The organism is Acuticoccus kandeliae (assembly GCF_003073115.1).
In genome coordinates this window covers 612,276-628,386 of the sequence record NZ_QBBV01000001.1, presented here as the reverse complement: position 1 = coordinate 628,386, position 16,111 = coordinate 612,276, and the positions used below count along the sequence as shown (strand labels likewise).

The 16,111-nt window shown below is 67.5% G+C and carries 15 protein-coding genes; 4 read left to right on the top strand and 11 right to left on the bottom strand.

Annotation, left to right across the window (positions count from 1 at the left end; all coding sequences use genetic code 11):
• Positions 1-69 precede the first annotated feature (69 nt).
• Positions 70-1,023: a PDR/VanB family oxidoreductase gene (locus DBV35_RS02905; protein ID WP_108658736.1), complete on the bottom strand. Its 954-nt coding sequence runs from the start codon at positions 1,021-1,023 to the stop codon at positions 70-72.
• Positions 1,024-1,044: 21 nt separating this feature from the next.
• Complete coding sequence (locus DBV35_RS02900; protein WP_245943820.1) at positions 1,045-1,491, bottom strand: MOSC domain-containing protein; 447 nt, start codon at positions 1,489-1,491, stop codon at positions 1,045-1,047.
• Between the two features lie 260 nt (positions 1,492-1,751).
• Between DBV35_RS02900 and DBV35_RS02895 the strand changes: the two genes are divergently transcribed.
• From DBV35_RS02895 to DBV35_RS02885, 3 genes are read left to right on the top strand one after another with little or no spacing between them, the layout of a single operon-like run.
• Entirely contained in the window at positions 1,752-2,801 is a 1,050-nt protein-coding gene (locus DBV35_RS02895; RefSeq protein WP_108660523.1) for a TRAP transporter substrate-binding protein, read from the top strand.
• A 4-nt stretch (positions 2,802-2,805) separates the two neighbouring features.
• On the top strand, positions 2,806-3,351 hold the full coding sequence (locus DBV35_RS02890) for a TRAP transporter small permease subunit (protein WP_108658734.1): 546 nt from the start codon (positions 2,806-2,808) through the stop codon (positions 3,349-3,351).
• Positions 3,348-4,712 (top strand): TRAP transporter large permease, encoded by a 1,365-nt coding sequence (locus DBV35_RS02885; protein ID WP_205648442.1) that lies wholly within the window; start codon positions 3,348-3,350, stop codon positions 4,710-4,712. Before DBV35_RS02890 ends, DBV35_RS02885 begins: the two co-directional genes overlap by 4 nt.
• 33 nt (positions 4,713-4,745) lie before the next feature.
• Here the strand turns inward: DBV35_RS02885 and DBV35_RS02880 are convergent, their stop codons facing one another.
• Positions 4,746-5,561 carry an inositol monophosphatase family protein gene (locus DBV35_RS02880; protein ID WP_108658733.1) on the bottom strand — a complete coding sequence of 272 codons (816 nt, stop codon included), beginning with the start codon at positions 5,559-5,561 and terminating at the stop codon, positions 4,746-4,748.
• Between the two features lie 159 nt (positions 5,562-5,720).
• Here DBV35_RS02880 and DBV35_RS02875 point away from each other — a divergent pair, with 159 nt between their 5' ends.
• On the top strand, positions 5,721-6,458 hold the full coding sequence (locus DBV35_RS02875) for a phosphatase PAP2 family protein (protein WP_108660521.1): 738 nt from the start codon (positions 5,721-5,723) through the stop codon (positions 6,456-6,458).
• Between the two features lie 99 nt (positions 6,459-6,557).
• On the opposite strand, the gene DBV35_RS02870 is transcribed toward DBV35_RS02875, so the two are convergent.
• The 8 genes from DBV35_RS02870 to DBV35_RS02835 all read right to left on the bottom strand — a co-directional run bounded on the left by DBV35_RS02870 (position 6,558) and on the right by DBV35_RS02835 (position 15,628).
• Positions 6,558-7,829 (bottom strand): TRAP transporter large permease, encoded by a 1,272-nt coding sequence (locus DBV35_RS02870; RefSeq protein ID WP_108658732.1) that lies wholly within the window; start codon positions 7,827-7,829, stop codon positions 6,558-6,560.
• Positions 7,830-7,851: 22 nt separating this feature from the next.
• A complete protein-coding gene (locus tag DBV35_RS02865; protein WP_108658731.1) occupies positions 7,852-8,328 on the bottom strand; it encodes a TRAP transporter small permease in 477 nt (158 codons plus the stop codon).
• A 72-nt stretch (positions 8,329-8,400) separates the two neighbouring features.
• A complete protein-coding gene (locus DBV35_RS02860; protein ID WP_108658730.1) occupies positions 8,401-9,390 on the bottom strand; it encodes a TRAP transporter substrate-binding protein in 990 nt (329 codons plus the stop codon).
• Positions 9,391-9,505: 115 nt separating this feature from the next.
• The gene (locus DBV35_RS02855) at positions 9,506-11,818 is read right to left on the bottom strand and encodes a PHP domain-containing protein (RefSeq protein ID WP_205648441.1); all 2,313 of its coding nucleotides are present in this window, start codon (positions 11,816-11,818) and stop codon (positions 9,506-9,508) included.
• Between the two features lie 34 nt (positions 11,819-11,852).
• The gene (locus DBV35_RS02850) at positions 11,853-13,124 is read right to left on the bottom strand and encodes a TRAP transporter large permease (protein WP_108658729.1); all 1,272 of its coding nucleotides are present in this window, start codon (positions 13,122-13,124) and stop codon (positions 11,853-11,855) included.
• Positions 13,125-13,157: 33 nt separating this feature from the next.
• A complete protein-coding gene (locus DBV35_RS02845; RefSeq protein WP_108658728.1) occupies positions 13,158-13,658 on the bottom strand; it encodes a TRAP transporter small permease in 501 nt (166 codons plus the stop codon).
• Between the two features lie 37 nt (positions 13,659-13,695).
• Entirely contained in the window at positions 13,696-14,778 is a 1,083-nt protein-coding gene (locus DBV35_RS02840) for a TRAP transporter substrate-binding protein (RefSeq protein WP_108658727.1), read from the bottom strand.
• 64 nt (positions 14,779-14,842) lie between these two features.
• A complete protein-coding gene (locus DBV35_RS02835; protein ID WP_108658726.1) occupies positions 14,843-15,628 on the bottom strand; it encodes a GntR family transcriptional regulator in 786 nt (261 codons plus the stop codon).
• Between the last annotated feature and the right edge of the window lie 483 nt (positions 15,629-16,111).

Here is a 16,111-nt window from a genome sequence, read left to right as displayed (position 1 = left end):
CGCGCGAGGGCGACCAGACTTCATGGAAATGCCCTCAGTCGCCGGTCGAGGGCAAGCGCTCGCATCGGTTCAGAGGTCGAGGACGAGGCGCGGCGACTTCGCGCCGCCGACGCAGATCATCATCGCCTCCGCCCGTTCGCTCGCCTTGAGGACGCGGTCGGCGTGGTCGGGCGTACCGGCGAGGACGGCAACCTTGCACGCTCCGCAGATGCCACCCTCACACGAGGCCTCGACCGCGATCCCCTCGCGCCGCGCGGCGGCGAGGATGGTGTCGCCGGGCTCCACGATGACGACGCGGCCGGACTTCGCGAACTCGACCTCGAAGGGACCCGCGCCGGCCCGCTCGGGCACGGGCGGCGGCACGAAATATTCCTGATGCACAGTCTCGGGATCGAGACCGGCGGTCGCCGCCTCGTAGGCGTCGAGGAAGCGGGTCGGGCCGCAGGCGTAGACGTGGACGCCCTCCCCCGCCTCCGCGGCGACGATCTCGGCAAGGCGCGCCGCGCTGCCGTCCCCGGTGCGGGTGAAGTGAAGCGTCGCCCGGCCCGCTTCGGCGCGCGCCTCGATCTCGGCCAGGAAGGGCGCGGCGGCCGGCTCGCGCGCCCAGAAATGGAGGTGATGGTCGGCTCCGGCCCGGTCGAGGGAGGCGGCCATCGCGAGAAACGGGGTCACGCCGATGCCGGCGGCGAGAAGGACATGCCGCCGCGCCTCGCGGGCGACCGGGAAGTGGTTGCGCGGGAGCGAGCAGGCGACCTCGTCCCCCAAGGCGAGGTCGTGGACGGCTGCCGAGCCGCCCCGGCCCGCCGCCTCGCGCAGCACGGCGAGCACCCAGCGGTCCTTCACCGCCGGGTCGCCGCACAGCGAATAGGACCGCGTCAGCCCGTTCGGCAGATGCAGATCGATGTGCGCGCCCGCCGTGAAGGGCGGCAGCGGCCACCCATCCGGGTCCATCAGCTCCAGGAGGCGGATTTCGGGCGTCAGGCTCTCGATGCGCCGGACGACCGTCGTGACGTGACGGGCCATGCCTAGGCTCCGGATCCAGGCCTAGAGCGGGGTGACCTTGTCGCCGACGCGCACGACGCCCCCTTCCAGGATCTGGCAGTTGAGGCCGCAGCGGTGGACGAGCGGGTCGAACACCTCCTTGCCCGTGATCTCGTCGAGATGCTTGCACGGGAAGGAGAGGCGCGTCGCTTCCAGAAGGGTCGAGCCGAGGCGGAACTGGCGGCCGACGAGGTGGTTCAGCGGGACGCCGCGCACGGTGACGTTGCGCCGGTGCTCCTCCGGGGCGAGGTCGATGTCGAAGTCGCGCTTCAGCGCCTCCAGCGTCTCGATCTCGAAGAGGGTGACCTGGCGGCCGATCTCCGGCTTGTCCGAGTAGAAGCCGGTCTCCAGCATGTACCGGTCGCCCTCGATCCCCCGCCCGGCGACGAGGGTGATTGCCTCTTGCGCCTGCATGGGCAGGAAGGCCCGCGGGCAAATGTGAAGATGCATGACTTCACCCGACCACATCGCAGTCTCCGTTGTTGTCCATGTTGCTTCTTAGGCAACGATTTGCAGCGTGTCCAGAGATTGTGACGCGGCACCCACCGCAACATTTGGAACGAATATAAGCTGAAAGTCTAGAGATTTTGGCACGCCCCTTGCGACGCGTGATGGCAGGGGTTCGTTGGCCCGTTGCCCGCGAGACACCCGAGATTGTTTGTTAGGCAACAGTTGTCCAGACGGTGGGCAACGCGATCAAGGAGATGGCAATGACGGGAGTGAGGACCGCGATCCGCCGCACGGCGCTCGCAATCACCGCGACGGCCGCGCTGAGCTCAGCCGCCTTCGCCCAGGAGGTGCAGTGGCAGATGGCCGGCACCTTCGCGAGCGCGCTGCCTCAGCTCGGCACGCTCGGCAAGCGTCTCGAATCGCAGATCGCGAAGGTCTCGGGCGGGGACATCGAGATCCGCTTCTATGAGCCGAACGCCCTCGTCCCGCCGCTCGAGGTGTTCGACGCGGTGTCGGTCGGCGCGATCGACGCCGCCTTCTCGACGCCCGGCTTCTGGGGCGGCAAGGTCCCCGCGCTCCAGGTGTTCGCGGCCCTTCCCTTCGGCCCGGCCTCGCCCGAATACATGGCCTGGTTCTATTTCGGCGGCGGCAAGGAGATCTTCGACGAGATCTACGCCAAATACGGCATCCACTCGGTGATGTGCGGGATGCTCGCGCCGGAAGGCTCGGGCTGGTTCCGCAACCCGGTCAACAGCGTCGACGAGCTCGCCGGCCAGAAGCTGCGCTTCTTCGGCCTCGGCGCGAAGGCGCTCGAAAAGCTCGGCGTGTCGGCCCAGCTCCTCGCCGCGCCGGATGTCTATCCCGCGCTGGAGCGTGGCGTGATCGACGGGCTCGAGTTCGTGCAGCCCGCCATCGACCTCAAGATGGGCTTCTACCAGATCGCCAAGCACTACTACTTCCCCGGCTGGCACCAGCAGTCGACCTTCTTCGATCTCATGATCAACAAGGACCGCTGGGACGCGCTGAGCGAGACGCAGCAGGCCCAGATCGAGGCCGTGTGCGGCGACAATGTGCGCTACGGCATCGCCGAGGGCGAGGCGATCCAGTTCGCCGCGCTGGAAGAGCTGAAGGCGAAGGGCGTCGAACTCCACACCTGGTCCGACGAGGACCTCGCCAAGATCAAGGCGGCCTTCGACGAGGTGATCACCGAGCAGATCGCCGCCGATCCCGACTTCGCCCGCGCCTATGAAAGCTTCTCGTCCTTCCGCGAGAACTACAAGATCTGGCGCGACATCGGCTATCTGAAATAAGCCGATGCAGGCGCTCCTTTCCGTGGCGGGCGGGCTCAATCTCGTAGCCCGCCGCATTGGCCAGCTCGCCGCATGGCTCGCGATCGCGCTGATGCTCGTCATCGTGCTCGACGTGGTGACGCGCCGCTTCATCGTGCTGGGATCGACGAAGCTGCAGGACCTCGAGTGGCACCTCCACGCCGCGCTGTTCCTCTTGTGTCTCGGCTACGCCTACGTGGAAGGGGCGCACGTGCGGATCGACATCCTGTCGGCCCGCTTCAGCCCCAAGGCGGTGGCGACCATCGAGCTCCTCGGCGCGCTCCTGATGCTCGTCCCCTTCTGCCTGGTGGTGCTCCATTATGGCTGGTCGTTCGTCGCCCGCTCCTTCGCGATGGACGAGGGCTCGGCCTCCCAGACCGGGCTGCCGCACCGCTGGATCATCAAATCGTTCCTGCTCTTCGGCTTCGGAACCCTGCTGATGGCGGCCGTCGCCGCCATCGCCTCCAACCTCGCCATCCTCCTCGGGGCCACCCCGCCCCAGCACACCGAGCACGAGGGAACCGGCCTATGATGGCCTACGGCCCGGCCTTGCCGCTATCGATGCTCGGCGTCCTGATGGCGCTGCTCTTCACCGGCTTCCCGGTGGCGTTCTGCCTCGCGGGCGTCGGCCTCTTCTACGCCGCCGGCGCGATCGTCTTCGGCAGCTTCAACCCGATGCAGCTCTTCCTCATCGTGAGCCGCATCTGGGGGTCGATCGCCGAGAACCAGGTCCTCGTCGCCATCCCGATGTTCATCTTCATGGGGGTGATGCTCGAAAAGAGCGGCGTCGCGCGCAACCTGCTCGAGATCCTCTCCGTCCTCATGCGGCGCGTGCCGGGCGGCCTCGCCCTCGCCGTCGTCCTGATGGGCACGATCATGGCCGCCACGACCGGCATCGTCGGCGCGTCGGTGGTGATGCTCGGGATGCTCGCCCTCCCGGTGATGGGCGAGCGCGGCTACGACAAGGCGACGACCGCCGGCGTCATCGCCTCCTCCGGCACGCTCGGCATCCTCATCCCGCCCTCGATCATGCTCGTGATCATGGGCGACCTCCTCGCGATTCCCGTCGGCGACCTCTTCACCGGCGCGGTCTTTCCAGGGCTCCTCCTCGCCGGGCTCTACGTCGTCTATGTCGTCGTGACGGCGATGCTGCGGCCGCGCCTGATGCCGCGCTCGACAGAACCCTATGCGGGCACGCGGCGCGACCTCGTCATCCTGCTCCTCAAGGGCTTCGTGCCGCCGACCGCGCTCGTGATCGTGGTGCTCGGCTCGATCGTCTTCGGCATCGCGACGCCGACGGAGGCGGCGGGCGTCGGCGCATTCGGAGCGACCGTTCTCGCGCTGTGCGCCGGGACACTGCGGCCGCGCCTCCTCAAGGAGGTCGTGTTCGATTCAGCGCTCACCAACGCGATGATCTTCGGCATCTTCTGCGGCGCGACGCTGTTCTCCTACGTGTTCCGCGCGCTCGGCGGGGACGATGCGATCATCCACGTCCTGGAGATGCTCGACCTCCACGACTGGTGGCTCCTCATCCTCCTGATGACGCTGATTTTCCTGCTCGGCTTCTTCTTCGACTGGCTGGAGATCACGCTCATCATCCTGCCGGTCTTCCGCCCGATCGTCGCCGCGCTCGATCTCGGCGACAGCATCCCGTCGGAGAGCATCCTCCTGTGGTTCGCCATCATCGTCGCGGTGAACCTGCAGACCTCCTACCTCACCCCGCCCTTCGGGCCCGCGCTCTTCTATCTGCGGCAGGTGGGCAAGGGCTCGCTGCGGCTGGAGGACATCTACAAAGGCGTGATCCCCTTCACGCTCCTCCAGCTCGCGGCGCTGGCGCTCTGCATCCTCTTCCCCGCCATCGTCCTGTGGTTCCCGAAGGCGGTCGGCTTCTAAGACGGGCCGGGGCGGCGACGCCCCGGTCCACCATCAGCGGGAGAGGTCGGCCTTCGTCGCCTCGATCAGCCCCAGGAGATCGGCCCGCACCTGCGGCGCGCACGCGATCACCGGGGCCCCGTGGAGGATCGCCGGCTCCCGCGTCGGGAAATCGGCGGTCCAGCCGCCCGCCTCACGGATGATGAGGAGCGCGGCAAGGCAATCCCAGGCATTGATGTAGGGCTCGTAGTAGCCGACGAGCCGGCCGCACGCGATCTCCGCGAGCATCAGCGCGCCCGAGCCGTTGCGGATGAACATGCCGCCCGCTTCCATGAGGCGATAGGTGAAGCGCGGCACGCTCTCGGTCGGAACGCGGAAATTCGCGCCGACGCCGAGGAGGCCCTGCGTCAGGTGGCTCTTGGTGTCGACGTGGATCAGCGCGCCGTTCAGCGTCGCCCCCTCCCCCTTCACCCCGAGGAAAAGCTCGTCGAGCCGCGGCGCGAGGATGATGCCGAGGACCGGCTCGCCGTCCTTCAGGAGCGCGATCGACACGCACCAGTCGTTGCGGCCGTGGACGAAGCAGCTCGTCCCGTCGATCGGGTCGATCACCCAGAGATAGCCCGACGGGCCGGGGGTGAGGCCGGTCTCCTCGCCGAGAAAGCCGTCCGTCGGATGGGCGCGGCCGATCCGCCCCTTCACGAGATCCTCGACGGCCTTGTCGGCGACGGACACAACGTCCTGCCCGTTCTGCTTCTCCTCGATCTCGAGGGCGTGGATGTCGGCGAAATAGGACGAGGCCAGCGCCCCGGCTTCGTGGATGACGGCACGCACGGTGTCGAGGCGCGCGGCGATTTCGGGGTCGGCGATCATCGGATGGCTCTCGGCGCAGAAGGGTTGCCCCCGTGTCGCGCATTGCGCCGCGGGCCGCAATCGCCGATCACGCTGCGGGCAGCGGCCGCTCGTCGCCCTATGTGACGAAAGCGGACACAAATCGGGAGCGTGGCGATGCGGGACTGGCGCGGAATCGGGATGCGAGCGGTGAAGCCTCTGTTCGAGCCACGCGCCCTCGCCGCGCTCCTCGTCGTCGCCGCGTGCGCCTGGATCTTCATGGCGGTCGCGGACGAGGTGATGGAGGGGGAGACGCACGCCCTCGACACCGCGATCCTCCTCGCGCTGCGCGATCCGGGCGATCCCGCGAACCCGCTCGGCCCGGCCTGGGTGGAGGAGATGGTGCGCGACTTCACCGCGCTCGGCGGGTTCGGCGTCCTCACCTTCATCACCTTCGCCGTCTCGGGGCTGATGCTCCTCCATGGACGGGTGCGCACGACGCTGTTCCTCCTCGCCTCGATCGGCGGCGGCGTCGTCTTCTCGAACCTTGCCAAGCACCTCTTCGACCGGCCGCGCCCCGATCTCGTCCCGCACGAATCCTACGTGATGAGCGCGAGCTTCCCGAGCGGGCACTCGATGATGGCGGCGATCACCTACCTCACGCTCGCGACCATCCTCGCTCGCATCGAGCCGCGTCGCTCGATCAAGGCCTACCTCATCTTCCTCGCCTGCCTCCTCAGCGGCCTCGTCGGGGCGAGCCGCGTCTATCTCGGCGTCCACTGGCCGACGGACGTCGTCGCCGGGTGGACCGCGGGCGCGGCGTGGGCGCTCTCGTGCTGGCTGATCGCCGACTGGCTCGCCAAGCGCGGCGAGATCGAGCCGGAGGCGAAGACGATCGAAGCCCCCGCCGACGAGCGGGAGACGGAGGCGGCTCTCTAGATCATCCCGCGCTCGGTCGAGCGCGGACAAGCTGATCTAGCTCTTGGATATCGAACGGCTTTTTCTCGCTCTATGCTCCAATAGAGCGAGAGCCGTTCTTTAGAGCCGAGCCAGGAGGAGGACCAGGTCCGGCAGGAGGATCGTCAGGACGAGGGCAAGGCTGAGGACGATGTAGAACGGCACCTGGTAGCGCATCACCTCGGTCACCGAGCAGTCGGCGATCCGCGCTGTCAGGTAGAGGAGGAGGCCGACCGGCGGTGTCACGTTGCCGTAGACGAGGGCGACGCACAGGATGATGCCGAAATGGACCGGGTCGAACCCGTACGCCATCCCGAGCGGGTGGAGCACGGGGACGAGCACGATCACCGCCGCCGTCACGTCCACGAAGCAGCCGATCAGGAGCACGAAGGCGACGATGATCGCGACCGCGATCCACGGGCTGTCCGTCAGCGCCTGGACGGTGCCGACGATCATCATCGGCACGCGCTCCAGCGCGAGCACCCAGCCGAAGATCCCCGCCGCCGCGATGATGAGGCCGACGATCCCGGTGGTGAGCGCGGCGTCCGCGAGCGCGCGCCCCAGGGTCGGCAGCGACATGGAGCGGTACACGAACATCGTCACCACGAGCGCGTAGACGACCGCGACCGCCCCCGCCTCGGTCGGCGTGAAGACGCCGAGGAGGATGCCGCCGATGATAATGATCGGCGTGATGAGGGCCGCACCCGCCCGCCGCATCGCGGTGAGACGCTCGGCCCAGGTGGCCTTCTGCGCCCCGCCCCACCCTTTCCGGCCGGCCTCGATATAGTTCACAACGAAGAGGCCGAGCGTGATGAGGAGGCCGGGGACGACGCCCGCGAGGAAGAGATCGCCGACCGAGACGCCGGCGAGCGAGCCGTAGACCACCATGATGATGGAGGGCGGGATGATCGGCCCGATCGCGGCCGAGGAGGCTTCGAGCGCCGCGGCGTATCCGGCCGGATAGCCCGCCCGCTTCATCGCCGGGATCATCACCGATCCGGTCGCCGACGCGCTCGCGGCGGAGGAGCCGGTCAGGGAGGAGAAGATGGCGCTCGCCGCCACGTCGACCTGCGCGAGGCCGCCGCGCCAGTGGCCCACCATCGATTCGGCGAGCCCGATCATCCGCTGCGAGAGACCGCCGCGCTCCATGATCGCACCGGCGAGGATGAAGAAGGGGATCGCGAGAAGCGAGGTGGAATCGATCAGCACGAAGAGGCGCTGCGGCACCACCTCGAGCGGCAGGTCCATCGGCGAGGTGAGGAGCGCGAGCGCGCCCGACAGCCCCATCGCCGCCGCGACCGGGACGCGCAGGATGAGGAGGACGAAGAAGGCGACGGCGAGCGTGATCAGCATGGACGGGAGCCGGGCGGAATGGTCATGAGCCCACGGCACGCCGGCGCTGGAGCGCCATGTCCGCGAGGTGGGCGAGCGCGAAGAGCGCGGTAAGGCCGCCGAAGAGCGGCAGGATCGTCTGCACCGCGGCCATCGACCACCCGGTCGCCGGCGCGGTCGTCGTCGTGTTGACCGCCATCAGGCCGAGCCCGCCATAGCCGATGATCCCCGCGAAGAGGATCATCGCGACGTCGCCGAGGACGAGGAGCGGCGTGCGCATCGTGGGCCACGTGTCGTCGATGACGGTGATCGCGATGTGCTGGGCCCGCCGTGTCGCGAGGGCTGCGGCGAGGAAGACGAGCCAGATGAAGGCGTAGCGCGAGGTCTCGTCGACCCAGGGCAGCGAATTGCCGAAGACATAGCGCAGGATCACCTGCACGAAGGTGATCCCGACGATGTAGGAGAAGAGGGCGACGAGCGCGGCCATCACGATGGCTTCGAGGATCGCGATCAGCCGCATTCACCGCCCTCCCGCAGGCATGGGGCGCCGCGCGGGCCGCGCCCCATCATCGCGCATCGGCACAGGCCGCGATCAGCCGTCGCGGGCGTCGAGGAGGAGCTGGAGGAGCTGCTGGCCCTCGTCGCCGAGCGGCGCGATGAGCTCGTTCCAGGTGGGCTCCACGGCGGAGCGCATCTCCTCGCGGCTCGGCTCGTTCACCTCGATCCCGTCCTGCCCGCGCAGTGCTTCCAGCGCGGCCTCGTTGTCGGCCCGCGCCTCGCGCCGCTGCTCGGCGAAGGCTTCGCGCGCCGCCTCCGTCACCGCGGCCTGCTGCTCGGGCGTGAGACCGTCGAACTTGCGGGCGCTGACCACGAGGTGGATCGGGTTAAAGAGGTGGCGGGTGAGGCTGTAATATTTCGAGACCTCGTCGAAGCGCTGCTGCTTCACGACGGCGGGCGTCCCCTCCGCCCCGTCCACGATGCCGGTCTGCATCGCGGTGTAGACCTCGGCATAGGGGATCGGGGTCGGCGAGGCGCCGAGCGCCTTCATCGGCAGGAGGTGGAGCTGAGCCTCCGGCACGCGGATCTTCATGCCGGAGAAATCGCCGACGGTGTTGATCGGACGCTCGGTGTTGAAGACGGAGCGGAAGCCGAGCTCGCCCCATGCGAGGACGCGCATCCCCGCGTCGCGCGCGAGCGCGTCGGAGAGGCGGGCGCCGAACTCGCCGTCGAGCGCGCGGTCCGCGTGGTCGACATCGTCGTAGCTATAATAGAGCGCGGCGACGACCATCACGGGCGCGAGGTTCGCGGTGTAGTCGGGCCCCGACGAGGTGATGTCGACGGAGCCGAGCTTGATCCCCTCATAGAGATCGCGCAGGCCCCCGAGCTGGCCGGCCGGGAAGACCTGCACCTCGACCGCGCCGTTCGTCTTCTCGTCGACGAGGCTCGCGAACCGTTCATAGGCGCGATGTGTGGCGCTTTCGGTGGACTCGATGTGCGCCGCGCGGAGCGTCACATCCTGCGCTGCCGCCGTGTGGATCGATCCAGCCACGACGACAGCACTCAGCACGAGCTTTTTCAGCACGGCGTTTCCTCCCCAGGATCATTCAAGCGAGTGTCTTTGCACTCTTGCGAGGCGCGCACAGTCCATGCCGCGCCCCTGTTGTGTCAAGGTGTCTCACCACCGGAGAGGGAAGCCCTCAACGATAGATGTAGATCGGGCTCGTCCAGCCTCGCGTTCCGTCCTCTTGCGTGACGCGGATGTAGATCGCGTTGTCGCCTTCGGGGCGCAGCTTGATCGTGCGCGTGAAGGAAAGGGTGCGGTGCGGATTGTCTGTCGGCAACCGGAACACCTTCACGAAGCGCGGCAGCTCGCCCGACGCGTCGAACACGCGATCCTCCACCCCGATCTCGGCGATCGGCAGGTCGAAGGAGACGAGCGGGGTCGACAGGTGCAGCGTGCCGGCATTCGCGTCGTCGAGGACGAGGTCGACGCCGCCATAATTCCCGGTGGTGAGCGCCTTCCACTTCACCGCGTTCGGCCCGTCCTCCTCCAGCACCTTGTCGCGGTTCAGGAAGTTGACCGGCCGGGCGGCGGCGAGCGTGTTGCCGCTGACTTTCGCGCCGCCGTCCCAAATCACCTCGCGGAAGCGGCCGCGATATTCCGCGCCCTCCCACTGGACCCGCACGCGGTTGCCGAGCTCGCCCTTGCCGTAGGGGCGCACCGTGTCGACGAGGTCGAGCCCGTTGAAGATGTCCACCCGCTCGATCGGCGCGTTGCAGGCGATCGAGACCGAGAGGCTCATACCTCCGTCGGGAAGGTGGACGATGTCGCCCATCTCGGCCGTCGTCGCTGGCCGGCCCTTCGCCTCGAAGAGGAGCGGATCGTCGTGATAGAGCGTGCCCTCGGTCTCGAAGGTCGCGCCGAGATCGATGATCATGCGCCCCGTCGGCCCGCCGGTGGTGCCGTAATGGTGGCGCTTCCTCATGCAGTCGAGGAGGCCGGCGCGCGTCAGCTCCGGCATCAGGAAGCAGGAGAGGCCGCCGATCGCGCCGAACTTGCCCGCCCCCGGATAGCTCGCCCCCGGCCGCCCCTTGTGGCCGTCCGAGTTGCAGACGACGCCGACCCGATAGCCGAGCTTCAAGGCGTCGTGGAGCAGCCACTCGAACGTACCCCAGGAGGAGTGCACCTCGACCGAGCGCTCGAACCGGCCGTCATGGGCGACCTCGATGTCGGCATAGCGCCCGCCGCAATGGGCGTAGCAGACGACGTCGAACTCGCCCGCCTCCGCGAACGCCTCGAAGAGGCGCGCGGCGGTGGTGCAGTCGTATCGGGCGGTCGCGCGATCCTCGATGAGGGCGTGGGAGGAGCGGCGGATGATGCGGTCCTCCTGCGGGAAGAACACGTTCCGGTCGCCGCCGAGCGCGGTGTTGCCCGACCATTCATAGCCGGGGAGCGCGATGAAGCGTCCCGCCTCGTCGAACTCGGCCGTGATGCGGTTCAATTCGTCCCAGAACTCGTCGGTGATCTGAAAGTCGTTGCCCTGGTGGCCGCAGGCGTCGACGAAGGCGCGGTCGCGGGCGAAGGCGAAATATTCGCGCGCGCTGCCGGTGCCGATGGTCTCCTCCGACTGGCCGTGGAGGTCGCCCCAGAAATGGACCGACTTCGTGTCCTCGATGCGGAGGGGATTGGTCTCGGCGACGATCGTGCCGTCGGCATCGCGGAGGCGGATCGCGACGTCGCCGGGGAAGGCGACCGAGAGGCCGCCCGCCTCCGCCGCGAAGGAGCCCGGCGTCAGCGTGACGGTCGCCGGGACGCCCTCGATGGCGCCGACCGCCTCGAGGTGCAGCGTCGCGTCACACTGGTCGGACGGGTTGCCCCACTTGTCCTCGCCCTTGACCTTCAGCGCGAACGGCTCGCCCGGCCGGCGGCGGGTCGGCAGGACGGCGACATAGCGCTCCGGCTTGCCGGGCACGATCGCGATCGTCGGCTGCACCGGCAGCGGCTGGAAGTTGAAGGTCGCGATCGGGTCGACGAGGACGCGGAACTCGAACGTCCCCTCGCAGAAGGTCTGGAGGCGCATGCCGGGGCCGCCATGGTCGGTGACGCCGAAGCGGATGACGATCGTGTCGCCCTCCTTGAGGTAGCCCTTCACCACCTTGATCCAGAGCGTGCGGTCCCAGGGCCGCACGTTCTGCTTCGGGTCCCACCGCACCTGGAGCACGGCCCCGTTCGAGGCCTCGACCGTCGCGTAGTGCGCGCCGGCCGGGTCGTTGAATTGCGGGTTGCTCTGGTCTGAGGCGAAGCGGAAGACGACGCGCAGGCTCCCCGAATCGTCGATGCCGAAGGTGCCGGCGGTGTAGGTCAGAGTGAAGGAGGCGTAGGAGCCGGCCTCGAAGCGGCCGTCCGGCGTGATGGTGGCGTGGCCGAGATCGCTGGTCGCGATCGGCTCCAGGATGACACCGCTGTTCATCTCTTCCCACGGCCTTGCCGTCTTGGCGGGCGTCGTCATCGCTGATGGTCTCCTGGTCGTCCGAGCGGGTCGGTCAGCCGAAAATGTCGACGAGCAGCGTCGAGATCGGCGGGATGTAGGTGATGAGGAAGAGGTCGAGGATCAGGACGAGGATGTAGGGCCAGATCACGACCACGATGCGCTCGACCGACACCTTGGTGATGGCCGAGGCGATGAAGAGGTCGACGCCGAGGGGCGGCGTCACGGTGCCGATGCTGAGGTTCACCGACATGATGATGCCGAAGAGGATTGGGTCGATCCCGAACGCCATCGCCGCCGGGTAGAGGATCGAGGTGAAGATCACGATCGCAGCCGCCGCGTTCATCATGCAGCCGACGATCAGGAGGAAGATGTTGACGAAGAGGAGGTAGACCGTCTGGCTCCCGGCCATGTCGGCGAGGAAGGCGGAGATGTTCTGCGGGATCTGGTTGATGGTGATCAGCCAGGCGAAGACGCCGGCCGCGTTCATGATGAACATCACCACCGCCGAGGACAGCACCGCCTTGAAGAAGGCGCGGTAGAGGCGCGCCGCCGTCAGCTCCCCGTAGAAGAGGCTGACGATCAGCCCGTAGAGCACCGCCACGATCGCGGCCTCGGTCGGCGTGAAGACGCCGCCATAGATGCCGGTGAGGATGATGACCGGCATCAGGAGCGGCCAGAACGCCTCCTTGAAGGTGCGCACGATCTCGCTGGTGCCGCCGAAGGGCGTCTTCTCGATCGCCTCGCGCCGCGTGATCACCCAGTTGAGGATCAGGAGGCTGATGCAGATGAGGACGCCCGGCAGGAAGCCAGCGAGGAAGAGATCCGCGATCGAGACGCCGGTGACGACGCCGTAGAGGATGAGGAGGATCGAGGGCGGGATGATCATGCCCGTGACGCCCGCCGCGGCGATGGTGGCGGCGGTGTAGGACGGGCGGTAGCCCTTCTCCTCCATCGGGCCGTTCATCACGCCGCCGATGGCCGCGACCGTCGCCGCGTTGGAGCCGGAGAGGGCCGCGAAGAAGGACGAGCCGAGGATCGCCACCGCGCCGAGGCCGCCGGTGAAGTGGCCGACGAGCGAGCCCGCGAAGTTCACGAGGCGGCGCGACATGCCGCCGATCGACATGATCTCGCCGGCGAGGATGAAGAAGGGGATCGCGAGCAGCGGGAAGGAATTGTTCGACGAGAACATCCGCTGCACGACGATCTCGAGATTGATGCCGCTGAGATAGAGGCCGATGACGCTCGACAGGCCGAGCGCGACCGCGATGGGCGCTCTCATGAGCATCAGCACGACGAGGGCGATGAACACCGCGGCGGTCGTCATTCTCTCACGTCTCCGATTGTCAGCGAGAAGGGATCAGCTGCCGCTGGTGATGAGCTCGGCCTGCGGCGCGCGCACCTGGTGCACGAGCAGCTCGACCGCATAGATCAGCATGAAGGCCGCGCCGACCGGGACGGCGGCATAGACCCAGGCCATCGACACCTCGAGCGCGGGCGAGATCTGCGGCACCACGCGAAGGGTGAGGAGCCACCCCTTCGAGACGAGAACGAGGAAGAAGGCGATCGAGACGAGCGTCGCGAGGATCAGCGCGACGCGCTTGGCAGCGCCAGGCAGGTTCTCCACCACGATGCCGATCGCCGCGTGGAGGTTCCGGCGCAGCGCGATCGCGGCCCCGAGGAACATCGCCCACACGAAGAGATAGCGGATCAGTTCGTCCGGGAAGGCGAGCGAGGAGGAGAGGAGGAAGCGGAACACCACCGTCGCCACGCCGAGGACGAACATGGCGAAGAAGGCGGCGACGCAGAGCGCCGCCAGGAGCATTTCGGAGGCGTCGAGAAGTTTGCGCACGAGCGTCATTTCGGTCTGTCCGGTGTGTCCTGGCGGCGCGTCGGGATTATTGAGCGTCGACCGCGCTCTGGATGAGGTCCGCGCCGAGCTTCTCGCGATACTCGTCCCAGATCGGGGCCATCGCGTCCTGGAAGGCCTTCATCTGCTCGGGGGTGAGGCGGGTGACGGTCATGCCGCCCGCTTCCATCTCGGAGAGATATTTCGCCTCGACGGCGTTCAGCTCCTCGCGCTCCCAGGCTTCGGTCTCGGCGGCGGCCTCGTCGAACAGCGCCTTCACGTTGTCCGGGTAGGTCTCCCACTTCTTGCCGTCGGCGAGGAACATGATGCCGGCCCACTGGTGGTGGGACAGGGTGATGAAGTCCTGCACCTTGTCGTAGCCGAAGGCCTTCACGTTGCCGACCGGGTTGTCCTGCCCCTCGACCGTGCCCTGCTGGAGGCCGGTGAAGACCTCGGAGAGCGCCATCGGGGTCGGGTTCGCGCCGAGGGCGGCGAAGGTCGCGACGTTGAGCGGATTGTTCACGACACGGAACTTGAGGCCCTTCATGTCCTCCGGCTTCTCGACCTTGGTCTTGGAGGTCGTGATCGTGCGGAAGCCGCTCTCATACATGCCGATGGTGCGGATGCCGGTGGCATCGAGGAGGCCTGTATAGAGTTCCTCGCCGACCGGGCCGTCGGCGACCGCGTAGGCGTGTTCCTTGTCGCGGAAGAGGAAGGGCAGATAGAAAATGTCGAGCGGCGGGTAGAAGCTCGCGACGTTCGTCGTCGGCACCAGCGCGAAGTCGACGACGCCCATCTGCATGCTCTCGACGAGGTCGCGCGAGGAGCCGATCGTGCTGTTCGGGAAGACATTGACGGTGATCGCGCCGCCGCTCTTCTCCTTCACGATGTCTGCGAATTTCTGCGCACCCTGCGCGAGCGGATGAGACTCGGCATAGGGGTGGCCGAAGCGCAGGCTGAGCTCCGGAAAGTCCTGCGCGGCGGCGGGGCCGGCGACGAGCTGGGCGGCGAGCCCGGCGGCGCCGACCGCGAGGGCCGCCCGGCTGACGATCCGGCTCGACGCACGGTGGAGGAGGTGGCGCCAGCCATTCGTCGGCGCTGCGAAGTTCAACGTCTCGATGGTCCTATTCATGACTTTCCTTCCCGGTGACGTGCCGGTGCTTGCCGGTGGGGTGGAGGGGATGAGGCGGATCGGCTCAATTGACGACACCTCCTATGGAGGTCTCGGACGCCGGGGCGAACTCGATCACCCGATCGGTCGGCGGAATGAAGATGCGCTGCCAGGTGATCGGCGCATCGCGATAGGACATCCCCCAGACGGTCCACACGATGCCGAACTGGCCAGGGGGAATGTTGATGAGACGCGTCACGCGCGGCGGCAGGACCTGGCAGGCCATGGTCTGGCGCGCGTTGAGGGTCGGCGCGTTGAAGCGCTCGGCGAGCATGTCGCGGATGGAGACGCCGTTCAGCACGGTCGGCGTGATCCGCGCCATGCCTGAGAAACGCGAGGCCGGGAGATAGAATTCGCTGTAGCAGTCGAACTCGTCATTCACCGACACGATACGGCGGATGTGAATATAGCCGTCGTCCGGATTGCCGAAGAACTGGCTCCAGGGACCGGTCTCGTCGGTCAACTCGATGGACAGGATCTTGAAGTAGACGGGGAGAAGCTTGTTTCCGCCGTCCGCCATGAAGCGAAAATGGCGGAGCTGCCGTTCGGCCGCGCGCGCACCGGAGACGAACGTGCCGCGTCCGTGGTGCCGCTCGACGACGCCCATCTCCACGAGGCTGCGCAGCGCCCGCTGCACGGTGCCGAGGCTCGCCCCGCTTTCGGCCGCGAGCTGCTCCTCGGACGGGAGCTGATCGCCGGGGCGCCAGCGGCCGCTCTCGATGGCGCTCAGCAGCTCCTCGGAGATCTGGCGATGCTTCGCCCGACCGCCATTCCGCTCAGATTGCCTGCCGCCATTCGCCTTGTCGGCCATCCAGCCTCGCACGCTGCCCTGAAGTCCTCTTATGGACTTGAGGTAAGGAGGCTATTCTTGCGAGAAATTACGGTCAAGACCTATAGATGACTTGGCCTATTTCGCCGAATGATGCGTCAGATTGCGTATTATTCCATCAGCCCGCGCATCTCTTTTCGGCACCCGCCCCGGATGTCCACCGCGATACATCGCGTTCCGGCCGGCCAGGGACGTCCTTCAATGTGCCGCCCCACCCCTCACACTGCATCGGTGGCGCGCGCCCGGTCCGGCCGGCCTCTGGCATCCACCACGCGCGCGTTTCGCTCTCAATCTAAGATTACGTACGGCGTTCCCCGCGCGAGCTTCGGTGCCTCGCAATCCGCGGCACGGCTGGTCTCTCCGCGGCACGCTGGGCGAGTATTTATGCGTTCTTCCTCTCACCTATAGGTGTGCTACACTTGGCGGACGGGCGAGCGGTCGCCCAATTGTCGCGCATATCGAAAC